The sequence below is a fragment of the Stenotrophomonas sp. DR822 genome, assembly GCF_019793815.1.
GTDB classification, from domain to species: Bacteria; Pseudomonadota; Gammaproteobacteria; order Xanthomonadales; family Xanthomonadaceae; genus Stenotrophomonas; species Stenotrophomonas indicatrix.
The window spans coordinates 3807619-3825485 of sequence record NZ_CP081826.1 but is presented as its reverse complement, the minus strand read 5'-3'; the positions used below and the strand labels follow the sequence as shown (position 1 = coordinate 3825485).

At 67.9% G+C, this 17867-nt stretch carries 13 protein-coding genes; 4 read left to right on the top strand and 9 right to left on the bottom strand.

The genetic code is table 11. The features are described 5' to 3' along the window. Nucleotides 1–15: 15 nt before the first annotated feature. Together K5K93_RS17385 and K5K93_RS17380 are read left to right on the top strand one after the other, a co-directional pair. Nucleotides 16–768 carry a glucose 1-dehydrogenase gene (locus tag K5K93_RS17385; RefSeq protein WP_025877770.1) on the top strand — a complete coding sequence of 251 codons (753 nt, stop codon included), beginning with the start codon at nucleotides 16–18 and terminating at the stop codon, nucleotides 766–768. Nucleotides 769–782: 14 nt separating this feature from the next. Further along, the gene (locus tag K5K93_RS17380) at nucleotides 783–1967 is read left to right on the top strand and encodes a GDSL-type esterase/lipase family protein (RefSeq protein ID WP_093818693.1); all 1185 of its coding nucleotides are present in this window, start codon (nucleotides 783–785) and stop codon (nucleotides 1965–1967) included. A 14-nt stretch (nucleotides 1968–1981) separates the two neighbouring features. Here K5K93_RS17380 and K5K93_RS17375 read toward each other — a convergent pair whose 3' ends face one another. The 5 genes from K5K93_RS17375 to nudE all read right to left on the bottom strand — a co-directional run bounded on the left by K5K93_RS17375 (nucleotide 1982) and on the right by nudE (nucleotide 4918). After that, on the bottom strand, nucleotides 1982–2284 hold the full coding sequence (locus tag K5K93_RS17375; RefSeq protein WP_093818694.1) for a DUF962 domain-containing protein: 303 nt from the start codon (nucleotides 2282–2284) through the stop codon (nucleotides 1982–1984). Between the two features lie 96 nt (nucleotides 2285–2380). After that, a complete protein-coding gene (locus K5K93_RS17370; RefSeq protein ID WP_222388530.1) occupies nucleotides 2381–2707 on the bottom strand; it encodes a YnfA family protein in 327 nt (108 codons plus the stop codon). Continuing rightward, on the bottom strand, nucleotides 2704–3540 hold the full coding sequence (gene mazG, locus K5K93_RS17365; RefSeq protein ID WP_222388529.1) for a nucleoside triphosphate pyrophosphohydrolase: 837 nt from the start codon (nucleotides 3538–3540) through the stop codon (nucleotides 2704–2706). Before mazG ends, K5K93_RS17370 begins: the two co-directional genes overlap by 4 nt. A gap of 14 nt (nucleotides 3541–3554) precedes the next feature. Next, nucleotides 3555–4358 (bottom strand): 3'(2'),5'-bisphosphate nucleotidase CysQ, encoded by an 804-nt coding sequence (cysQ, locus tag K5K93_RS17360; RefSeq protein ID WP_222388528.1) that lies wholly within the window; start codon nucleotides 4356–4358, stop codon nucleotides 3555–3557. Further along, entirely contained in the window at nucleotides 4355–4918 is a 564-nt protein-coding gene (nudE, locus tag K5K93_RS17355) for an ADP compounds hydrolase NudE (RefSeq protein ID WP_093818697.1), read from the bottom strand. Before nudE ends, cysQ begins: the two co-directional genes overlap by 4 nt. Before the next feature lie 77 nt (nucleotides 4919–4995). Here nudE and bioA point away from each other — a divergent pair, with 77 nt between their 5' ends. Beyond that, the gene (bioA, locus tag K5K93_RS17350) at nucleotides 4996–6387 is read left to right on the top strand and encodes an adenosylmethionine--8-amino-7-oxononanoate transaminase (RefSeq protein ID WP_220387491.1); all 1392 of its coding nucleotides are present in this window, start codon (nucleotides 4996–4998) and stop codon (nucleotides 6385–6387) included. Further along, a complete protein-coding gene (locus K5K93_RS17345) occupies nucleotides 6378–7115 on the top strand; it encodes a 16S rRNA (uracil(1498)-N(3))-methyltransferase (protein WP_222388527.1) in 738 nt (245 codons plus the stop codon). Before bioA ends, K5K93_RS17345 begins: the two co-directional genes overlap by 10 nt. Nucleotides 7116–7260: 145 nt before the next feature. Here the strand turns inward: K5K93_RS17345 and K5K93_RS17340 are convergent, their stop codons facing one another. The 4 genes from K5K93_RS17340 to K5K93_RS17325 all read right to left on the bottom strand — a co-directional run bounded on the left by K5K93_RS17340 (nucleotide 7261) and on the right by K5K93_RS17325 (nucleotide 17866). Next, nucleotides 7261–7725 (bottom strand): chemotaxis protein CheW, encoded by a 465-nt coding sequence (locus K5K93_RS17340; protein WP_093818699.1) that lies wholly within the window; start codon nucleotides 7723–7725, stop codon nucleotides 7261–7263. Continuing rightward, nucleotides 7722–9050, bottom strand: coding sequence for a chemotaxis protein CheB (locus K5K93_RS17335; RefSeq protein WP_222388526.1), 1329 nt, complete (start codon nucleotides 9048–9050; stop codon nucleotides 7722–7724). The genes K5K93_RS17340 and K5K93_RS17335 overlap by 4 nt, the downstream gene beginning before the upstream one ends. Continuing rightward, a complete protein-coding gene (locus K5K93_RS17330; protein ID WP_222388525.1) occupies nucleotides 9037–15729 on the bottom strand; it encodes an Hpt domain-containing protein in 6693 nt (2230 codons plus the stop codon). Before K5K93_RS17330 ends, K5K93_RS17335 begins: the two co-directional genes overlap by 14 nt. 100 nt (nucleotides 15730–15829) lie before the next feature. Then, nucleotides 15830–17866: a methyl-accepting chemotaxis protein gene (locus K5K93_RS17325; protein WP_025877752.1), complete on the bottom strand. Its 2037-nt coding sequence runs from the start codon at nucleotides 17864–17866 to the stop codon at nucleotides 15830–15832. Nucleotide 17867 lies beyond the last annotated feature (1 nt).

Genomic DNA, 17867 nt, shown 5'->3' with positions numbered 1-17867 from the left:
CAAGGAGTTTCCCGCATGTCGTTCCAGGACAAGGTGGCCATCGTCACCGGTGGTGGCCGTGATATCGGCCGTGCCGTCTCGATCAAGCTGGCTGCGGCCGGTGCACGCGTCTGCCTCAACTACGCCAACGACGAAGCCAGCGCGCAGGAAACGCTGGCGCTGATCAAGGCGGCCGGCGGCCAGGCCATCGCCCACCGCGCCGACGTCACCGATCCCGCCGCCGTGGCCGGCCTGGTCGCAGCAACGCAGGCTGCATTCGGCCAGCGCATCGACGTGCTGGTGAACGTGGCCGGCGGCATGGTCGAGCGTCGTCCGCTGGCCGACATCGACCCGGCGTTCTTCCACAAGGTCATCGACCTCAACCTGACCTCCACCTACCTGACCACCCACGCGGTGGTACCGCACATGGGCGAAGGCGCGGCGATCGTGAACTTCGCCTCGCAGGCCGGTCGTGATGGCGGAGGCCCCGGTGCGGCGATCTATGCCACTGCCAAGGCAGCTGTGATGACCTTCACCCGGGCCATGGCCAAGGAGCTGGGGCCGAAGGGTATCCGCGTCAACGCACTGTGCTGCGGCATGATCGCCACCCGCTTCCATGACGAATTCACCAAACCGGAAGTGCGTACGGCGGTGGCCGGCGCGACGCCGCTGCGTCGCCAGGGCCTGCCGGACGAAGCCGCCGATGCGGCGGTCTACCTGGCGTCGGCAGCGGCAGCGTTCATCACCGGTGCCAATCTGGACGTCAACGGCGGCACCTACTTCTCCTGACCGGACCGAAGCCCATGCAGCGCTGGATCACCCTGCTTTCCCTGGCCATCGGTACCGCCGTGGCCGCCCCCGTGGCGCTGGCCGCACCGGTCTGGGTCACCGCCTGGACCGCTTCGCCCGCGCCTGACCGCAAGGATGGCAGCGCTGACGCGCCCGTGCAGTTCGCAGCGCAGACCGTGCGCCAGGACATGCGCCTGGGTAGCAGGGGCGATGCGCTGCGGCTGCGCATCAGCAACGAACTGGGCACCACGCCGCTGCATGTGGAAGATGTACGGGTGCGCCTGAAGGATGGCAAGGCGGCAGCGCTGCCGGTCACCGTCGATGGACGCACGTCCATCGACGTACCGGTGGGCGCAGCGCTGCTCAGTGATGCACTGCCCTTGCAAGTTACCGCCCTGCAGGAGATCAGCGTGACCGCGTACTTCCCGCAACCCACCCGCCCTGCGGTGCGCCGTACGGTGGTGCGGGTGGCCGACGGAAAGCAGGACGCGGTGGCCGACAGCGTGCGCGTGGGCTACCAGCAGAACGTGTTCTCTGCGGTACTGGTGCAGCGCGCGGACCGGCCGCAGGTGATCGTGGCCCTGGGTGATTCCATCACCGAGGGCGCGACGGCCTCGCGTGGCTCGTTCAACCAATGGCCCGAGCGCTTGGGCCAGCGCCTGCAGCAGGCGTGCCCGGACCGCTTCGTGGTGCTCAACCAGGGCATCAGCGGCAACAAGCTGCTGGACCACGGCCGCAGCCACAGTGCGCTGTCACGGCTGGATCGCGACGTGATCGCAGTGGCCGACGCCGACCAGGTGATCCTGTTCGAAGGCATCAATGACATCCGCCACGGTGGCGGCGCACAGCCCCTGCCGGGACGCAACGCAGCAGACATGTTGCTGGGCTACCGCCAGGTGGCCGCGCGGCTGCATGCACATGGCATCCGCGCTCATCTCGGCACACTGACGCCCTTCGGCGATTCGGAGCGCTACGAACCGGTATCGGCCGCCACCCGCACCGCGATCAACCAGTGGGCGCGTGGCCAGGACACCGGCTTTGATGGCGTGGTGGATTTCGATGCGGCCCTGCGTGATCCGAAACAGCCGGAATCATTGCCGGCGGACATCACCCGCGATCATCTGCACCCGAACGACGAGGGCTACCGGCGCATGGCCGACGCAATCAACCTGGCGGCGCTGGGCTGCAACGCGCGTTGAGTCGTACGGCGAGATCACCACTTCACCCTGCCACGCAGGATGTCGGCGAACATCACCCAGTCACCGATGAACGAATACAGTGGGTGCCGAAATGTTGCAGGGCGGTTCTTCTCGAAGAAGAAGTGACCGACCCAGGCAAAGCCGTAGCCGCAGGCCAATGCCGCCAACAGCAGCAGCGGCTGTCCACGCAGCACGGCGATGGCGACCAGCAGCAGTACGCCGCAGCTGCCGATGAAGTGCAGGCGTCGCGATGTCGTGTTGCGGTGCTCGCTGAGGTAGAACGGGTAGAACTCGCGAAAGCTGGCGAAGCGGGACATGCGCGTGCTCCGTTCGTTGAAGGTAGTACCCAACCGTGCCCGGCTGTTGTTGCCACAACTGCGGTCGAGCATTGCCCGACTCTACACCTGCCCGGCTTACCCCGGCTGCCGCGGCCCGAACATGATCACTGCCATGCCGGCCAGGCAAAGCGCAGCCCCCAGCATGTCCCAGCGGCTGGGACGGATGCCGTCGACCAGCCACAGCCAGAACAGCGCCGTGCCGATGTACACGCCACCGTACGCTGCGTACACGCGTCCGCTGGCGGTCGGGTGCAGGGTCAGCAGCCAGGCGAACAACGCCAGGCTGGCCGCCGCCGGCAACAGCAGCCAGCTACTGCCACCCTTGCGCAGCCACAGCCAAGGCAGGTAGCAGCCGATGATCTCGGCCAGCGCGGTCAGCAGGAACAGACCGAGCGTTTTCACGCTTTTTCGGTGGCCTTGGCGTGCTGCCAGAGCGCTTCCTGCGCATCCAGATCGAGTGCGGCCAGCGAATCGCCTTGTGCCTCGGCCTGCGCCTCCATCGAACGGAAGCGACGTTCAAACTTGTGGTTGGCCCCACGCAGCGCGGCACCCAGATCGATGTCCGCATGGCGCGCCAGGTTGGCGCACACGAACAGCAGGTCACCCAGTTCCTCCTGCAGGCGCGCCTTGTTGCCCGCCATATCGCCGCGTTCGAACTCCTCGCGCAGCTCCTGCAGTTCCTCGGCCGCCTTGTCCAGTACCGGCAGCGGACCGGGCCAGTCGAACCCCACCTTGGCCGCGCGCGACTGCAGCTTCACCGCCCGCTGCCATTCCGGCAGCCCACGGGAGATCCCGGCCAGCGCCGAAGTGTCCTGATCGCCCTTTGCCGCGCGCTCGGCACGCTTGATCGCGTCCCAGTTGCGCATCACGCCGTCGGCATCGTCGACGCTGACATCGGCGAACACATGAGGATGCCGCCGCTGCATCTTGTCGCTGATCGCGCGCGCGACCTCGGCGAAGGCAAATGCACCCTGTTCTTCAGCCATGCGCGCATGGAACACGACCTGCAGCAGCAGGTCACCCAGTTCATCGCAGAGGTCGTCCAGGTCTCCCCGATCGATCGCATCGGCCACCTCGTAGGCTTCTTCAATCGTATAGGGGGCGATGGTGGCGAAGTTCTGTTCCAGGTCCCAGGGACAGCCCCCCTGCGGGTCGCGCAGGCGCGCCATGATGGCCAGCAGGCGCTCCAGCTCCGCGCTGGCGTTGCCGGCGGCAGGGGTATCGTGCGTACTCATGCGTTTCTCCTGGATCAATCGGACAACCAGTCCCGCCACGGCAGGCTGGTATCGCCCAACGCCATGAAATCGCCGTTCAACAGCGTCGGCCGGCGGTTGTAGCGGAACGGCTTGCCGGTCCCGACCGAGAGCACCGCGCCACCGGCCGCGTGCAGCACGCACTGGCCAGCAGCGGTATCCCATTCGGAGGTCGGGCCCAGCCGCGGATAGACATCCAGTCCGCCTTCAGCGATCCGGCAGAATTTCAGCGAAGAGCCCTGCACCACGGTCTCGATGTCGCCCATGCGGGCCAGCAGGGCATTGGTCTCCGCTGAACGATGCGAGCGGCTGGCGGCGACGCGAAGGGGCGCAGACGCGGGTGTACGGGTACGCAGCACGGTGTCATGCACGCCCTGCCGGCGATACGCCAGCTCGCCCCGCATCGCGTGCCAGACAATGCCGGTGACCGGCGACTGGACCACGCCGAACGCCGGGGCGCCTTGGTAGATCAGCGCGATGTTGACGCTGAACTCGCCATTGCGCTTGACGAAATCGCGGGTGCCATCAAGCGGGTCGACCAGCCAGTACGCGCCCCAGTGCTGACGCTGCTCCCAGGGCACCAGCGGCGACTCCTCCGACAGGATCGGCAGGTCCGGTGTCAGCTGGCGCAGCCCCTGCTGGATCACCCGGTCGGCGGCAAGGTCGGCAGCGGTGACCGGGCTGTCGTCGTCCTTGAGTGTCACGTCGAAACCGTTGTTGTAGACCTGCATGATCGCCTGCCCGGCTTCCTGGGCGATGGCGATCGCGGTCTCGCGCAGTTCCGTGGTCAGCTTGATCATCGTGCTCCCTGCAGCCACTGGCGGGCAATGAACAGCGCCGCCAGCGAACGCCCTTCGGAAAAGTCCTCGCGCAGCATCAGCTGGTCCAGATCGGCCAGCTTCCACGGCACCACGTCCAGTTCCTCCGGCTCGTCGCCGGCCAGCTTCTCCGGATACAGGTCGCGCGCGACCACCAGCCAGGACTGATGGCTCATGTAGGTCGGCGCCAGGGTCATCGCGCGCAGCACGTCGACCCGCCGAGCGCCATAGCCGGCCTCTTCCTTCAGTTCACGGTCGGCGGCCTGCTCCGGCGTTTCGCCGGCATCGATCCGGCCCTTCACCAGGCCAAGCTCGTAGCGGTGCATGCCGGCCGCGTATTCACGTACCAGCAGCACGGTTTCTTCATCCAGCATCGGCACCACCACCACCGCGCCATGGCCACGGCTGACCAGGCGTTCGAAGCGGCGGCGTTCGCCGTTGGAGAACTCCAGGTCCAGATGCTGGCGCTGGAAGGGCCCGTTCTCCTCGTCGGTGATCCGATGGATGATCGGCAGAGGACGCCTTGCGCGGTCATCGTTCACGCGGAATCTCCGGGGCAGACGGCGCGTGCGCCGAGGCCGATAGAATGTGCAGGCAGCAACATGTTCATGAGCCCGAAATGCTAGCAGACCCAACCCCCTCTCCGCTGGTCCAGCACTGGCGGCAACGCGACCTCAAGGTCCTGTGGCACCCGTGCACGCAGATGCGCGAGCATCCGGACACGTTGCCGCTGGTGCCGATCGCCCGCGGCGAAGGCGCCTGGCTGATCGATCACGACGGCAACCGCTACCTGGATGCGGTCAGCAGCTGGTGGACCAACCTGTTCGGCCATGCCGAGCCGCGCATCGGCGGTGCCATCGCCGCCCAGGCCGGACAGCTGGAACAGGTGATGCTGGCCGGGTTCGGCCACGAGCCCGCGATCACCCTGGCTGAGCGCCTGTTGGCCCTCGCACCGCGCCAGCCCGGCCGCGCGCCACTGGCCAAGGTGTTTTACGCCGACAACGGTTCGGCCGGCGTCGAAGTGGCGCTGAAGATGGCCTTCCAGTATTTCCAGAACCGCGGTGAGACCCGGCGCACGCGCTTCGTCTCGCTGGAAAACGGCTACCACGGCGAGACGCTGGGGGCCCTCGCACTGGCCGACATTCCGCTGTACCGCCGGGTCTACGCGCCGCTGCTGGCCGAGGGCCTGTTTGCGCCCTCGCCCGACGCCTACCTGGCCGAACCCGGGCAGAGTGCGGCCGACCGCGCACGCCAGGCCGCCGATGGCCTGGCCACGCTGTTCGACCAGCATCCGGGCGAGATCTGCGCCGTGATCCTGGAACCACGGCTGCAGTGTGCCGGTGGCATGCGCATGCATGATCCGGCCTATCTGCAGCGCGTGCGTGAACTGTGTGACGCCCATGGTGCGTTCCTGATCGCCGACGAGATCGCCACCGGCTTCGGCCGCACCGGCACGATGTTCGCCTGCGAGCAGGCCGGGGTGATGCCGGACCTGCTGTGCCTGTCCAAGGGCCTGACCGGTGGTTTCCTGCCCTTGGCTGCGGTGCTGGCCACGCAGGCGCTGTACGACGCCTTCCTTGATGATTCGCGCGAACGTGCCTTCCTGCATTCGCACAGCTACACCGGCAACCCGCTGGCCTGCGCCGCGGCGCTGGCCACGCTGGACATCTTCGGCGAGGACGATGTGATCGCACGCAACCGCGGCATCGCCTCGGTGATGGGCACCTTGGCCGCACCGTTCGCCGACCATCCGCACGTGGCCGATGTGCGCCAGGCCGGGATGGTGGTGGCCTTCGAACTGACCCGCAACGGTGACAAGCGCACGCCCTTCGATCCGGCCCTGCGGCTGGGGCTGCACGCCTACAGGGCGGCGCTGAAGCGCGGCGTGGTGCTGCGCCCGCTGGGCAACGTGCTGTACTGGATGCCACCGTACTGCGTGGACGACGAACAACTGGAGCTGCTGGCGCATACCACGCTGGCGGCCATCGACGAGGCGATTGCATGCGCGTGACCCGCTGCCCCATCGACCTGGCGCTGCACAGCGGCCAGACCGTGACCCTGCCGGAAGAGACGGCCAACCACCTGGTGCGGGTGATGCGCCTGCGCGAGGGTGACACCTGCGTGCTGTTCAACGGCGATGGCCATGACTACACCGCGACGCTGACCATGGCCGGCAAACGCGAGGTACAGGTACGCATCGATGCGGTGCAGCCGATCGCCAACGAATCGCCGCTGACCATCACCCTGCTGCAGGGCATTGCACGCGGCGAAAAGATGGACCTGATCCTGCAGAAGGCCACCGAACTGGGGGTGAGCGCCATCGTGCCGGTGAATGCCGAGCGCACCGAAGTGAAGCTGGATGCAGCACGCGCGGAAAAACGCGTGGCGCACTGGAACAACGTCGTGCAGTCGGCCTGCGGGCAGTCCGGTCGTGCACGCATTCCGCAGGTAGGAGCGCCGCAGTCGCTGGCACAGGCCAGCGCGGCACTGCCCGCCGATACGTTGCGGTTGACCCTGGATCCGCTGGGAGCGCACCGGCTGTCGACACTGCAGGCAGCGCCGGCCGGCGGCGTGGTGATCGCCATCGGCCCGGAAGGCGGCTGGTCGCCGCGTGACCGTGAGCAGCTCGCCGCCGCAGGCTTCCAGGGCCTGCAGTTGGGCCCACGCATCCTGCGCACGGAAACCGCAGGCCTGGCCGCAATCGCGGCGTTGCAGGCACGGCTGGGCGATCTGGGGTAAGGCTCCGGTCCGGCGGCCGCTGCGCTCGCCGGGCATGGCCCGGCGCTACCGGTCTGATGGCTGCTGCGCTCGCCGGGCATGGCCCGGCGCTACCCGATATCCGGAACGCCTGCGGTAGCGCCGGGCCATGCCCGGCGGATTCCGGTCAGGCCGCCAACGAATCCAGCGCGGCTTCCAGTGCGTCGAGATTCGGCAACAGCGCGCTCTGTTCGCCCAGCAGCACGCGCATGTGAACGATGTCGGGCAGGTTTTCTTCGGACGCGTCGGCCAGCAGGCCATCGCGGGGTACCGAAATCAGCTGCGGGAAGCTCTGCGTCAACAGCGCGTAGTAGGGCCGCTGCGCATTGCCGTTGAGGGTCTTGAGCACCACCACCTTGTTGTGACCAGCCACCGTCTCTTCGCCCAACCCGGAGAGCCGTGCGAACGACACCAGGGGCACCTGCCAGCCGTGCCAGCCGATCTCACCCACCAGCCAGCGCGGCGCGTCGGCGACCGCCTGCACCGGCACCCGCGACATCATCTCGGCCACGGTTGCATTGGGCAGCAGAACCCGTTCGGCACCGGCCGAGATCAGGACGCCACGGATCTCATCATTGTTGGCGTAACTCATGCGGCATCTCCGTCGTCATCCAGGCCCCAGCGCGCGGCGATCACCTGCGCCAGTTCCTGCGGTTCACCGGCCACCATGCCGGCGGCGACCACCGCCGTCGCCGCAGCAGGGTCGTAGCAGCCTTCGCCTACCTGCCCGGCCACCCAGGCACCGGCGGCGGCGAGGTCCAACGCCGGGCCCACATGGGCCAGGTCGGCACCGCTGAGCAGCACCAGCGCGCTGTGCTCGGCCGACAACGCGGCAATCGAGATGCCCTGTGCTTCGCTCTGGAAATACAGGCCATCGGCAGCAGCGTGCACGCCGATGTCGTCGGCCAGCACGTGCACTTCGCCAGCGGTGGCGCGCTGGCCGGCTTCGGCCAGCTGCACCGGCAGCGGCGATACGCGCGCCATCTGCTTGACCAGGTTGCCGTAGCGGCCGCCGTCCAGGCGCATGTGCACCAGCACCGGCACGGCCAGTCCGCTGGGCAGCGCAGCGAGCAGGCGGCGCAACGCATCGGGACCGCCGATACCGGCCAGTACCAGCAGGGCACCGGCGCGACTGCCTGCTGGTGCGGCGGCGTCCAGGTCGACCAGAGAAAGATGTCCGGTATCGAACGCAGGTTCCGGCGATTCAGTGGTGGCAGCCGATGCAGCTGCAGGCGCGTCGCTGGCCTCGTCAACCAGCGACCAGGCCGTGTGGTCGGTGAATACCGACGGCGCAGCTGCCGGTACCGGTGGCGGTTCCGGTGCTGCTTGCACAGGCGCTGCCGTTTCCGGCTGCACCGGCTGCAGCGCAGCCAGCGCCTGCTCCAGCGCGATCGGCTCGTGCAGATGTGCCGGCGGCGAATAGAGGCCATCAGCCGGCACGTCGTCGGCCCAGGAACGGGCCTGTTCCAGGTGCGGCTGCAGCGCGGTTTCCTTCGGCACCGGCGGCGTCGACGGCAGGCCCGGCTCAAGCTGCAATGCCGGTTCGTCCTCGGCGCCGGGCGGCAGCACCTGCTGGTGGCCGTGCAGCTTGGCGGCAAGGTGACGGCCCCAGCGCTGCGCTTCCCAACCATCGCGACGCGCGGCCAGTTCAGCCTCATCGAACACCAGGGTCAAGCCGGGCGCCGACAGCGCCGGTTCCAGGCGCTCCAGCGCGTCTTCAATGGCCGCTTCCAGCGCGATCACCACGAACTGCGGACGCGCATCATGCAGCGCCTGCGGCTCCAGCGTCATGGGATCGTCTTCCAGCACGATCTGCACGTCGGCATGGGCCAACGCCTCGCGCAGGCGCTCACGCGCCGCGCCAGGGCGGGCCAGCAGGGCTACGGCCGGAACCGGATCGAGGTCACTCACGGACACGGGCAATCCCCAGCAAGTCGTACACGTTACGCATCAGGTCCAGTTCCTGGTACGGCTTGCCCAGGTAGCGCTGCACACCGATTTCGAAGGCGCGCTGGCGGTGCTTGTCGCCGCTGCGCGAGGTGATCATCACGATCGGCACGTCCTTGTAGCGCGGGTCGGCACGCATCGCGGTGGCCAGCTCGTAACCGTCCATCCGCGGCATTTCGATGTCCAGCAGCATCAGGTCCGGCACGCGCTCCTCCAGCTGTTCCAGGGCTTCGACGCCATCGCGGGCGACGCTCACCTCGAAGTTGTGACGCTCCAGGATCCGGCCGGTGACCTTGCGCATGGTCAGCGAATCGTCCACCACCATCACCAACGGCACCTGCCGTTCCTGGCGAGGTGCGTTGACCAGCACCGGGGCGGTCGGGTTGGCCAGGAAACGACGCACCAGCGGGGCCACGTCCAGGATCACCACCACGCGGCCATCGCCGGTGATGGTGGCGCCGTAGATGCCCGGCACCGAGGCGATCTGCAGGCCCACCGGCTTGACCACGACTTCGCGGTTGCCCAGCACCTGGTCGATCGCAACGGCGGCGCGCAGGTCGCCGGCGCGGACCAGCAGCAGCGGCACCTGGGCCTGGCCGTCAGCGCGTGCCGGGGCCTGGCCGACCAGAGTACCGAGGTCGTACAGCGGATAGTCTTCGCCACCGTACCGGTAGCTGCTGTCGGCGGCTTCGAAGCGCTCGTGCGACAGCCGGCCAATACCACTGACCGAGGCGACCGGCACCGCGAAGGTGGTTTCGCCGATCTGCACGAACACCGCCTGGGTGACCGCCAGCGTCTGCGGCAGGCGCAGGGTGAAACGCACGCCCTGGCCACGCACCGACTGGATGTCGACCGAGCCGCCGAGCTGGCGCACTTCGTTGCCGACCACGTCCATGCCCACGCCACGGCCCGCCAGCTGGCTGACCTGGTCGGCGGTGGAGAAGCCCGACGCGAAGATCAGGTTGTCCAGTTCCTGTTCGCTCGGCTGTGCATCGGCAGGCAGCAGGCCGCGCTCGATGGCACGACGGCGGATCGCCTCACGATCCAGGCCAGCGCCATCATCGGCCACGTCCAGCACGATTTCCGAGCCCTCGCGGTGCAGGCGGATGGCGATCTCGCCTTCTTCCGGCTTGCCGGCGGCACGACGTTGTTCCGGCGCTTCCAGGCCATGGGCAACCGAGTTGCGCAGCATGTGCTCCAGCGGCGCGACCATGCGATCGAGCACGTTGCGGTCGAGCTCGCCGTGGGTGCCTTCCAGGGTCAGGTGGACCTGCTTGCCGGTATCCATGCCGGCCTGGCGGACCACACGGCGCAGGCGCGGCACCAGGCCGTCGAACGGCACCATGCGCGCGCGCATCAGGCCATCCTGCAGTTCCGAACTGACACGCGACTGCTGCTGCAGGAGCGAATCGTACTGGCGCGACAGATCATCCAGCACGCCCTGCAGGCCACCCAGATCGGCGGCCGACTCGTTCAGCGCGCGGCTGAGCTGCTGCAGGGTGGAGAAACGGTCCAGTTCCAGTGGATCGAACTTCTGGTCAGCCTGGTCCTGCTCGCGCTGGTAGCGGGCCACGATCTGCGCTTCGGTTTCCAGGTCCAGGCGACGCAGCTGGTCGCGCAGACGCGCATTGGTGCGTTCCAGTTCGCCCATCGCGCCACGGAAGGCGCCGAGCTGCTGTTCCAGGCGCGAACGATAGATCGCCACTTCACCGGCGTGGTTGACCAGGCGGTCGAGCAGGTCGGCGCGCACACGCACCTGTTCCTGCTGCGGACGGGCCAGCGGGTCTTCCTCGCTGGAACCTTCCACCGGCAACGGTGCCGACAACGGGGCATCGACCACGGCCACGGCCGGAGCCGCCTGCGCGCTCTGCTCTGCCTCAACGGCATCAGCAGCGCTGGCTGCAGCTGCGCTGGCCGCGGCGGAGATATCGGTCGTGGTGCGTGCTTCAAAGGCATCGAGCAGATCCTGTGCCGGCTCGACGATGCGGTGTTCGCCGGTGCGCGTCAGCAGCTGGTGCAGACGGTCGAAACCGCGTTCCAGCAACTGCACGTCAGCACGTTCGATCTCGGTGCGCCCGCCAGCGACGGCTTCCAGCAGCGATTCGATGCTGTGGCCAAGATCACCGATGGCATTGATGCCCGCCATGCGCGCGCCGCCCTTGAGCGTATGCAGATCGCGCTGCAGGCCGGCCAGGGCTTCGCGATCCTGCGGCGCTTCGCGCAGCTCGCTGATCAGCCCATCGCAATGATCCAGCAGGTCCTTGCCTTCCTCGACGAAGATGTCGACCAGCTCGCGGTCATGGATGCTGAAGTCGAGCAGGTCGGCACTGTCTTCGGATTCAGATTCAGAGTCGGAGCCGGTCTGGGCTTCTTCGGCCTGGGCTTCGAGCAGGGACGCATCCGCCGGCACCACCGCGTCGACGCTGTCGATGACGAGAGGTTCAGCGTCGACCGCCGCAGCCTCCGCCGCGACCGGTACCACGATCATGCCGCTGTCCGCTGCAGGAACCTGGCCCGGAGCATCTTCCAGCTCGAAGAAACGCGAGGGCGAAACGGCGTCCTGCGCGGTCTCCGCACCTCCGACGTCTTCCACCGTCGCCGGGGACGGCTGGTCGGTGCTCTCTCCATCACCGACCGCCGCCTCCCCGCCGACGTCCGCATCCTCGGCAAAGGCTTCCGCCTCGCCAGGCGCGAGTTCGCTGGCCTGCAGGCCGAGCACGGGCCATTGCCCGTCTTCGTCCTGGCCCTGCTCCTCGTCGATCACGTGCAAGCCGGCCTCGAGCGCGGCTTCCAGCGTGACCGGGTCTGCGAAGCCCGGCACAGCCATTTCATCCTGCAGGCTGGACAGCCCGCTGTCGAGTGGCACTGCAGCAGCGTCGTCGTCCTCTGCTGTTTCAGGCGTGAACGGCGACAGCGTATTCAGGTCGTTTGCGACATCCAGGTCGCGGTCATCAACAGGAAGTGCGCTGGCGTCCAGATACGGCGACAGATCGTCCACCGCAGTCAACGCGGCGTTTTCCAACGCAGCGTCTTCCGGTGCCGTCACTGCCTGGCCGGCTTCGATCTCCGCAGCGGCGACCCTGGAAGCAGCCACCTGCGCTGTCGATTCCGGCGCCGGAGCGTCCGGCATCGACGGCCACCCTGCATCGAAGTAGCGCGACAGATCATCGCTGCCGGTCAATTCAGCGGAGTCAAGGCCCGCATCGCTCAACGCATTTTCGCTGACCTGCAGCGCATCCAGCACCTCGGCATCGGTGTCGCGTCCGGCTTCCGGCGCGACCGCAACCCCGTGCACCGGCTCGACCACGCCGGCATCGGCATCGGCATCGGCGTCAAGGGCAATCAGCGCTTCGTCTTCGTCGTCATCCTCGACGTCCAGCCCGGCCATCGGCCAGCGTGCTTCCGGCAGTTCCCCGGCCAACGCCTGCAGGCGCTGCGCCAGTTCAGCCTGCGACGCAATCCGCGGTTGCTCGGCCTGCAGCGCGTCCATGGTCGCGTTGATCGCCTGCGCGGTCTCGTCCAGGGCCGCCACGGCGTCATCACCGGGCACCACGTCGGCGGCCAGTGCGCGCTTGATGTACGACTCGGCGCCGCCAGTGACGGCGGTGATTTCCGGCACTTCGGTCATCGCGAAGGCACCGTTCATGGTGTGCACCGCGCGCAGCAATGCATCGCTGACCGGCTGCGGCGCCTGCTGCGCCGAGCGCAACCAGCCCTGCAGCGTGGCCTGGTGGAGTTCCACCTCGGCCTCCAGGATCTCACGCAGCACGCTGTCGATGTTGGCCGCGGTACCCGGCGCTTCGACAGCGCTCTGTGCGGGGACATCGACATCCTTCACGGCGCTGTCCAGCGGCGCGGCAGCATCGGTCGGCGCCTCGACCGTCGGCGCGACGGCGCCCGGCAGCGCAACGTAGAACGTTTCTTCGCCTGCACCCACGCGATCGGCGATGGCCTGCATCGCCTGCAGATCGACGCTGACCCGCTGGCCATCGCGCAGTGCCGCGTTCAACTGCGGCAGTGCCGTGTATGCGTGCTCGACCATCGCCAGTACCGCCGGCGTGGGGGCACGGCTGCCATCAAGCACGCGATTGAGCATGCCCTCGATCTTCCACGCGAACTCACCCAGGGTACGTGCGCCGACCAGGCGGCCACTGCCCTTCAGTGTGTGGAAAATGCGCCGGATCGGCCGCAGCCGGTCCATGTTGTCCGGTTGCATGCGCCATGCCGGCAGCAGCGTGCCGAGATTGCCCAGCTCGTCGTCGAATTCTTCCAGGAACACCTCGCGGATGTCCTGGTCGATGTTCTCGGCATCGTCGTCGAAACCCGCATCGAACCCGCCCTCGGCCACGGTCGGCGGCACGGTCTCAGTCGCCACGACGGCGGCCGGCATGGCCTGGGGATTGAAGCCGGCGGCAGCGGCATTCAGCTCTGCGAAGAACTGCGCATCGGCTTCGCTGAAGTCGATCGGCGCGATGGTATCCACATCGACCAGTGCCACGGTCGGCGCAGCAGGCACTGCCGGCAGGTCTTCGGATGCGGGCAGATCAGCGGCCGGTGCGACGTAGACTGCGGCATCGATCGCGGCGTCGCCGTCAACGGTGGAGTCGAGCCGTTCGGTGATGGCCAGGCCATCGTCGGCCTGCGCCACCGCACCTGCGTCAATGAACTCCAGCGTCGCAGGCGAGGCCTGCTCGTCGTCCAACGACAGCGTTTCCATTGCCTCCAGCGACAACACGTCATCGGCGTTGTGCAGCAGGCTGCTGTCGAAACGGAACACCACATCGTCGCTCAGCGACGTCTGGCCGTCCTGCTCGGCGGCAACCGGATCGAAGGCCGGCGAAATGACCACGTCCAGCGACGCGGCAGACGACGCCTCGTCCAACGATGTCACCAGGAAGGCGTCATCATTGCCGTCTACAGCGCTTGCCTGGGTGTCGCCCTCTTCCGGCACCGGAATCGCGGACAACGTCCAGGCAGCAGCGTCGGACTGTTCGGCGGACACGGGATCGAAACTGACCGGATCGAAGCTGTCGAACGTCGGCGCACGCTCGTCGCTGCGTTCGGCAGCACTCCCTGCCGGCGCGTCGAATCCACCCAGTTCCCACTGCGGCACTTCCGGCGCGGGGGCGCTGGAGGCAGCGAACAACAGGGGCGGCGGGGTGCCGTGCGGTTCGGCCGACAACGCTGGCGTACCCAGCGATCCGAACATCAGGCCGTTGTCGGCGGGCGTAGCCTCCGGCAGCGGGTCGAAGGTGAAATCGGGCAGCGGCGCCGGCACGTCACCCGGTGCCGGCGTGGAGGCCTGCACGTGGATATCCAGCGGTTCGATCTGCAGCGGCTCGGCTGGCGCGACCACAGCTTCGCGCACGACCGGCTGCACGTCTCCGGCAGCGACCACGCCGCGCTCGGGCAGCGGCCAGTAGCGCAGCGCTTCCAGGCTGCTGCGGGTGATGTCGAGGATGTCCTCGCGACCCGGACGGCGGTCACGCAGGGCTTCCAGGTAGTACTCCAGGCTGGCCATGGCGTCGGCCAGGGTGTCCAGCTGGCGACCACTGGGCACCCGCTGACGACCGATCAGTTCGGCTTCGATGTACTGCTGCACGCCGCGCAGATAGTCTGCCGCGGTGCCCAGGTCGAGCATGCGCAATGCGCCGGAGACATCGCCGAGCAGGCGCGGCACGTCCTGCAGTTCGGCGTGGTTCCAGCTGGTTTCGATGAAAGCGACGAAATGCTCGCGGGCGGCGGCGAAATTGGCGATCGCCTCGTGCGCCAGCACTTCCACCGTGCGCCGGTTCTCCACCGCGCTCGGATCATCCTGGCCACTGCCACTGGCACCGAGGTGTGCGACCTGGTCGTCCAGCGATGCATCGACATAGAGCAGCGCACCGGCGATATCCAGCAGCATGTCTTCGTCGATCTGCTGGCGGCCTTCGACGACCCCGCGCAGCGCGTCGCGCTGCTGCACGACCACGCCCCGCGCAGCGCCCAGGCCGAGCATGCCCAGCGTATCGGCCACCGAACCCAGCTTGGTCACCTGCTCCTGCAGCTGCTGCGGCGAACCGTCGGTACGCAGGTGCAGGTCCAGCGCGTCCTTGACCTGCAGCAGTTCTTCCTTGACCGCGTTGCCAACGGTGTCCAGCAGCTCGCGGTTGCGGCCGCTGAGGCTGCCGCGTGCATGGTCCAGCTCGGCTTCGGTGGCGGTCACCGAATCGGGCGCGAACGCGAACAGCACGCTGTCGTTGATCAGCGCTTCGCCACGCGCGGCGCGGATCTCGTTGAGCAGCGGCTGCAGCACGATCGGGATGTCACGGTGCCCGTTCTGCAGGCGCTCCAGGTAATCGGGCAGCAGCACGCTGCCGCGCATCAGGGTGGCGCAGGCCTCGTCGCGCTCGGCGACCTCGCCCTTGCCGACGGCGATGGCGAGCTGCTCCAGCTCCTCGGCCACCATCGCCGGTGCATACAGTTCGACCATGCGCAGCGTGCCCTGCACCTGGTGCAGGTAGCCGGCGCAGATGCGCATGCGGCTGCTGTCGGCCGGATCTTCGGCGAAGTACTCGACCTCGTTGCGCACCAGGCGCAGGGTCTCGTCCAGCTCGGGCTTGACCCAGCCCAGGGCTGCGTGGCTCATCGCATCGCGCAGGCTGTTCATGGATGCGCTCCGGTCGCCGCCGCGCGACGGTCGCGCGGATCCTGGCGTGGGAAATGGAAATGCTTCATGGACTGGTTCCTTGCTCGCCGCCCTGCCCGTGTCACGCCGGCAGCTTGAAGTCGGCGACCGAACGACGCAGGTCGGCCGCCAGCTGCGCCAGGTGGCCGATCGACTCGGCGGTCTGCCCGGCACCCTGCGAGGTCTGGCCGGTGATCTGGCGGATCACGCCCATCGTGCGGGTGATGTCCGACGCCGCCGACGACTGCTGCTGGGCGGCGATGGAGATGTTCTTGATGAGGGTGTTGAGTGCGTTGGACACGCGCTCGATCTCGGTCAGCGCGGTGCCGGCGTCCTCGGCCAGGCGTGCACCGGACACCACTTCGGCGGTGGTCTGCTCCATCGAGGTGACCGCTTCGTTGGTGTCGGCCTGGATGGCCTGCACCAGGTTCTCGATGCGTCGGGTCGCACCGGAGGTGCGTTCTGCCAGGCGCTGCACTTCGTCGGCCACGACCGCGAAACCACGACCGGCTTCACCGGCCGAAGCCGCCTGCACGGCCGCGTTCAATGCCAGGATGTTGGTCTGCTCGGAAATGTCGTTGATCAGTTCCACGATCGAGCCGATCTCCTGCGAAGATTCGCCCAGTCGCTTGATGCGCTTGGAGGTTTCCTGGATCTGGTCGCGGATCTGGTCCATGCCCTGGATGGTCTCGCGGACCACGCCGGCACCTTCGGCGGCGATCACCACCGAACGCTGTGCCACGTCGGCCGACTCGGCCGAGTTGCGCGATACCTGTTCGATGCTGGCGGCGATTTCGCCGATCCGGTCCGACGCCGAGGTGATCTGGTTGGCCTGGTGGCCGGCCGCTTCGGCCAGCTGCATCGCGGTGGCCTGCGTTTCCTGGGTCGACAGCGCGACCTTGGCCGAGGTGTCGTTGATGGTGGTCACCAGGTGGCGCAGTTCATCCACCGCGTAGTTGATGGCGTCCGCGATCGCGCCGGTCATGTCCTCGGTCACCGAGGCCTTCACCGTCAGGTCGCCCTCACCGAGCGAGGAGATTTCATCCAGCAGCCGCATGATCGCCTGCTGGTTGCGGCTGTTGAACTCCACCTGGGTCTGGTAGCGCAGTTCCTGCTCGCGCGAGCGGCTGCGCACGTTGGTGGAGACGAAACCGATGATCGCGATCAGCGACAGCGCACCGGATACCACGCCGATCCAGAAATTCGGGAACAGGCGGGTGTCGGACACCGAACCGAACGAGGAGAAGGCTTCGAACAGCTTGCGGCTGTCGGTCAGCATCTTCGCCGAACCCTGGCCCAGTGCGGAGGCAGCGGACTGCGCGGCGAACAGCTGGCGCGAGCTGGCCAGGATCGCGTCGGCGTCCTGCTTCATCGCCTGCCACTTCTGCTGCGACTGCTCCAGCGCAGCGACGGCGGCAGCGCCGCGCACGGCGGTGATGCCCAGGTCCTCGTTGCCATTGCGCAGCGCGTCGAGCACCTGCGAGAACACGGTGATGTCGCGGGCCAGCGCGTCACCGGCAGCGGCCGCAGCCGTGCCGCCGGCGCGGATTTCAGTCACGCGACGCGCCATCGAACCGGCGACCACCACCTGCTGCAGGGCGCTGTAGACCTGCGACGACGGCGCGCCGGAGGCGGACATCGCACGCACCAGCTCGTTCAACTGGGCCTGCAGGCCCGGCACCGCACCGGAGAAGTTGTTGGCGTTGCCGGCCAGGGCCAGCACTGCCGGTTCACTGGCCACCAGCTGGCCTGCCTGCTTGCCCAGCGGCGCCCAGGTGTCGGCCAGCGTCGAGATCGCCCCGGACACGCCGGGCTCGTTGCCGTAGCGGCCCTGCAGGGTCGACACGTTCTGCTCGATCGCGTTACGGGTGGCCTTGAAGGCGGTGAAGGCCTGCGCGTTGCCGCCGACCGCGTCACGGCCCTGGTTGGCCAGCTGCTGCGACAGCACCTGCAGGTCCGCGGCCTTGGAACCGGCATCGGCCAGGCGGCTGCCCTGCCAGGTGGACACGCCGGTGTTCACACCGAACAGGATCATCGACAGGGCCAGCAGCGCCAGCCAGAGGTTGCTGCCGCCCAGCCGCAGCTTGCCGGACTTGGTGGCATCCGAAGCAGTACTCATC

Bases quoted from the DNA above. Each gene is read 5' to 3' on its own strand.
- cysQ (WP_222388528.1), bottom strand. From the start codon at position 4,358: ATGATCAAGCTGACCACGGAACTGCGCGAGACCGCGATCGCCATCGCC.
- bioA (WP_220387491.1), top strand. From the start codon at position 4,996: ATGCTAGCAGACCCAACCCCCTCTCCGCTGGTCCAGCACTGGCGGCAA.
- K5K93_RS17380 (WP_093818693.1), top strand. From the start codon at position 783: ATGCAGCGCTGGATCACCCTGCTTTCCCTGGCCATCGGTACCGCCGTG.
- K5K93_RS17375 (WP_093818694.1), bottom strand. From the start codon at position 2,284: ATGTCCCGCTTCGCCAGCTTTCGCGAGTTCTACCCGTTCTACCTCAGC.
- K5K93_RS17340 (WP_093818699.1), bottom strand. From the start codon at position 7,725: ATGAGTTACGCCAACAATGATGAGATCCGTGGCGTCCTGATCTCGGCC.
- K5K93_RS17330 (WP_222388525.1), bottom strand. From the start codon at position 15,729: ATGAACAGCCTGCGCGATGCGATGAGCCACGCAGCCCTGGGCTGGGTC.
- K5K93_RS17385 (WP_025877770.1), top strand. From the start codon at position 16: ATGTCGTTCCAGGACAAGGTGGCCATCGTCACCGGTGGTGGCCGTGAT.
- K5K93_RS17345 (WP_222388527.1), top strand. From the start codon at position 6,378: ATGCGCGTGACCCGCTGCCCCATCGACCTGGCGCTGCACAGCGGCCAG.
- mazG (WP_222388529.1), bottom strand. From the start codon at position 3,540: ATGAGTACGCACGATACCCCTGCCGCCGGCAACGCCAGCGCGGAGCTG.
- K5K93_RS17325 (WP_025877752.1), bottom strand. From the start codon at position 17,866: ATGAGTACTGCTTCGGATGCCACCAAGTCCGGCAAGCTGCGGCTGGGC.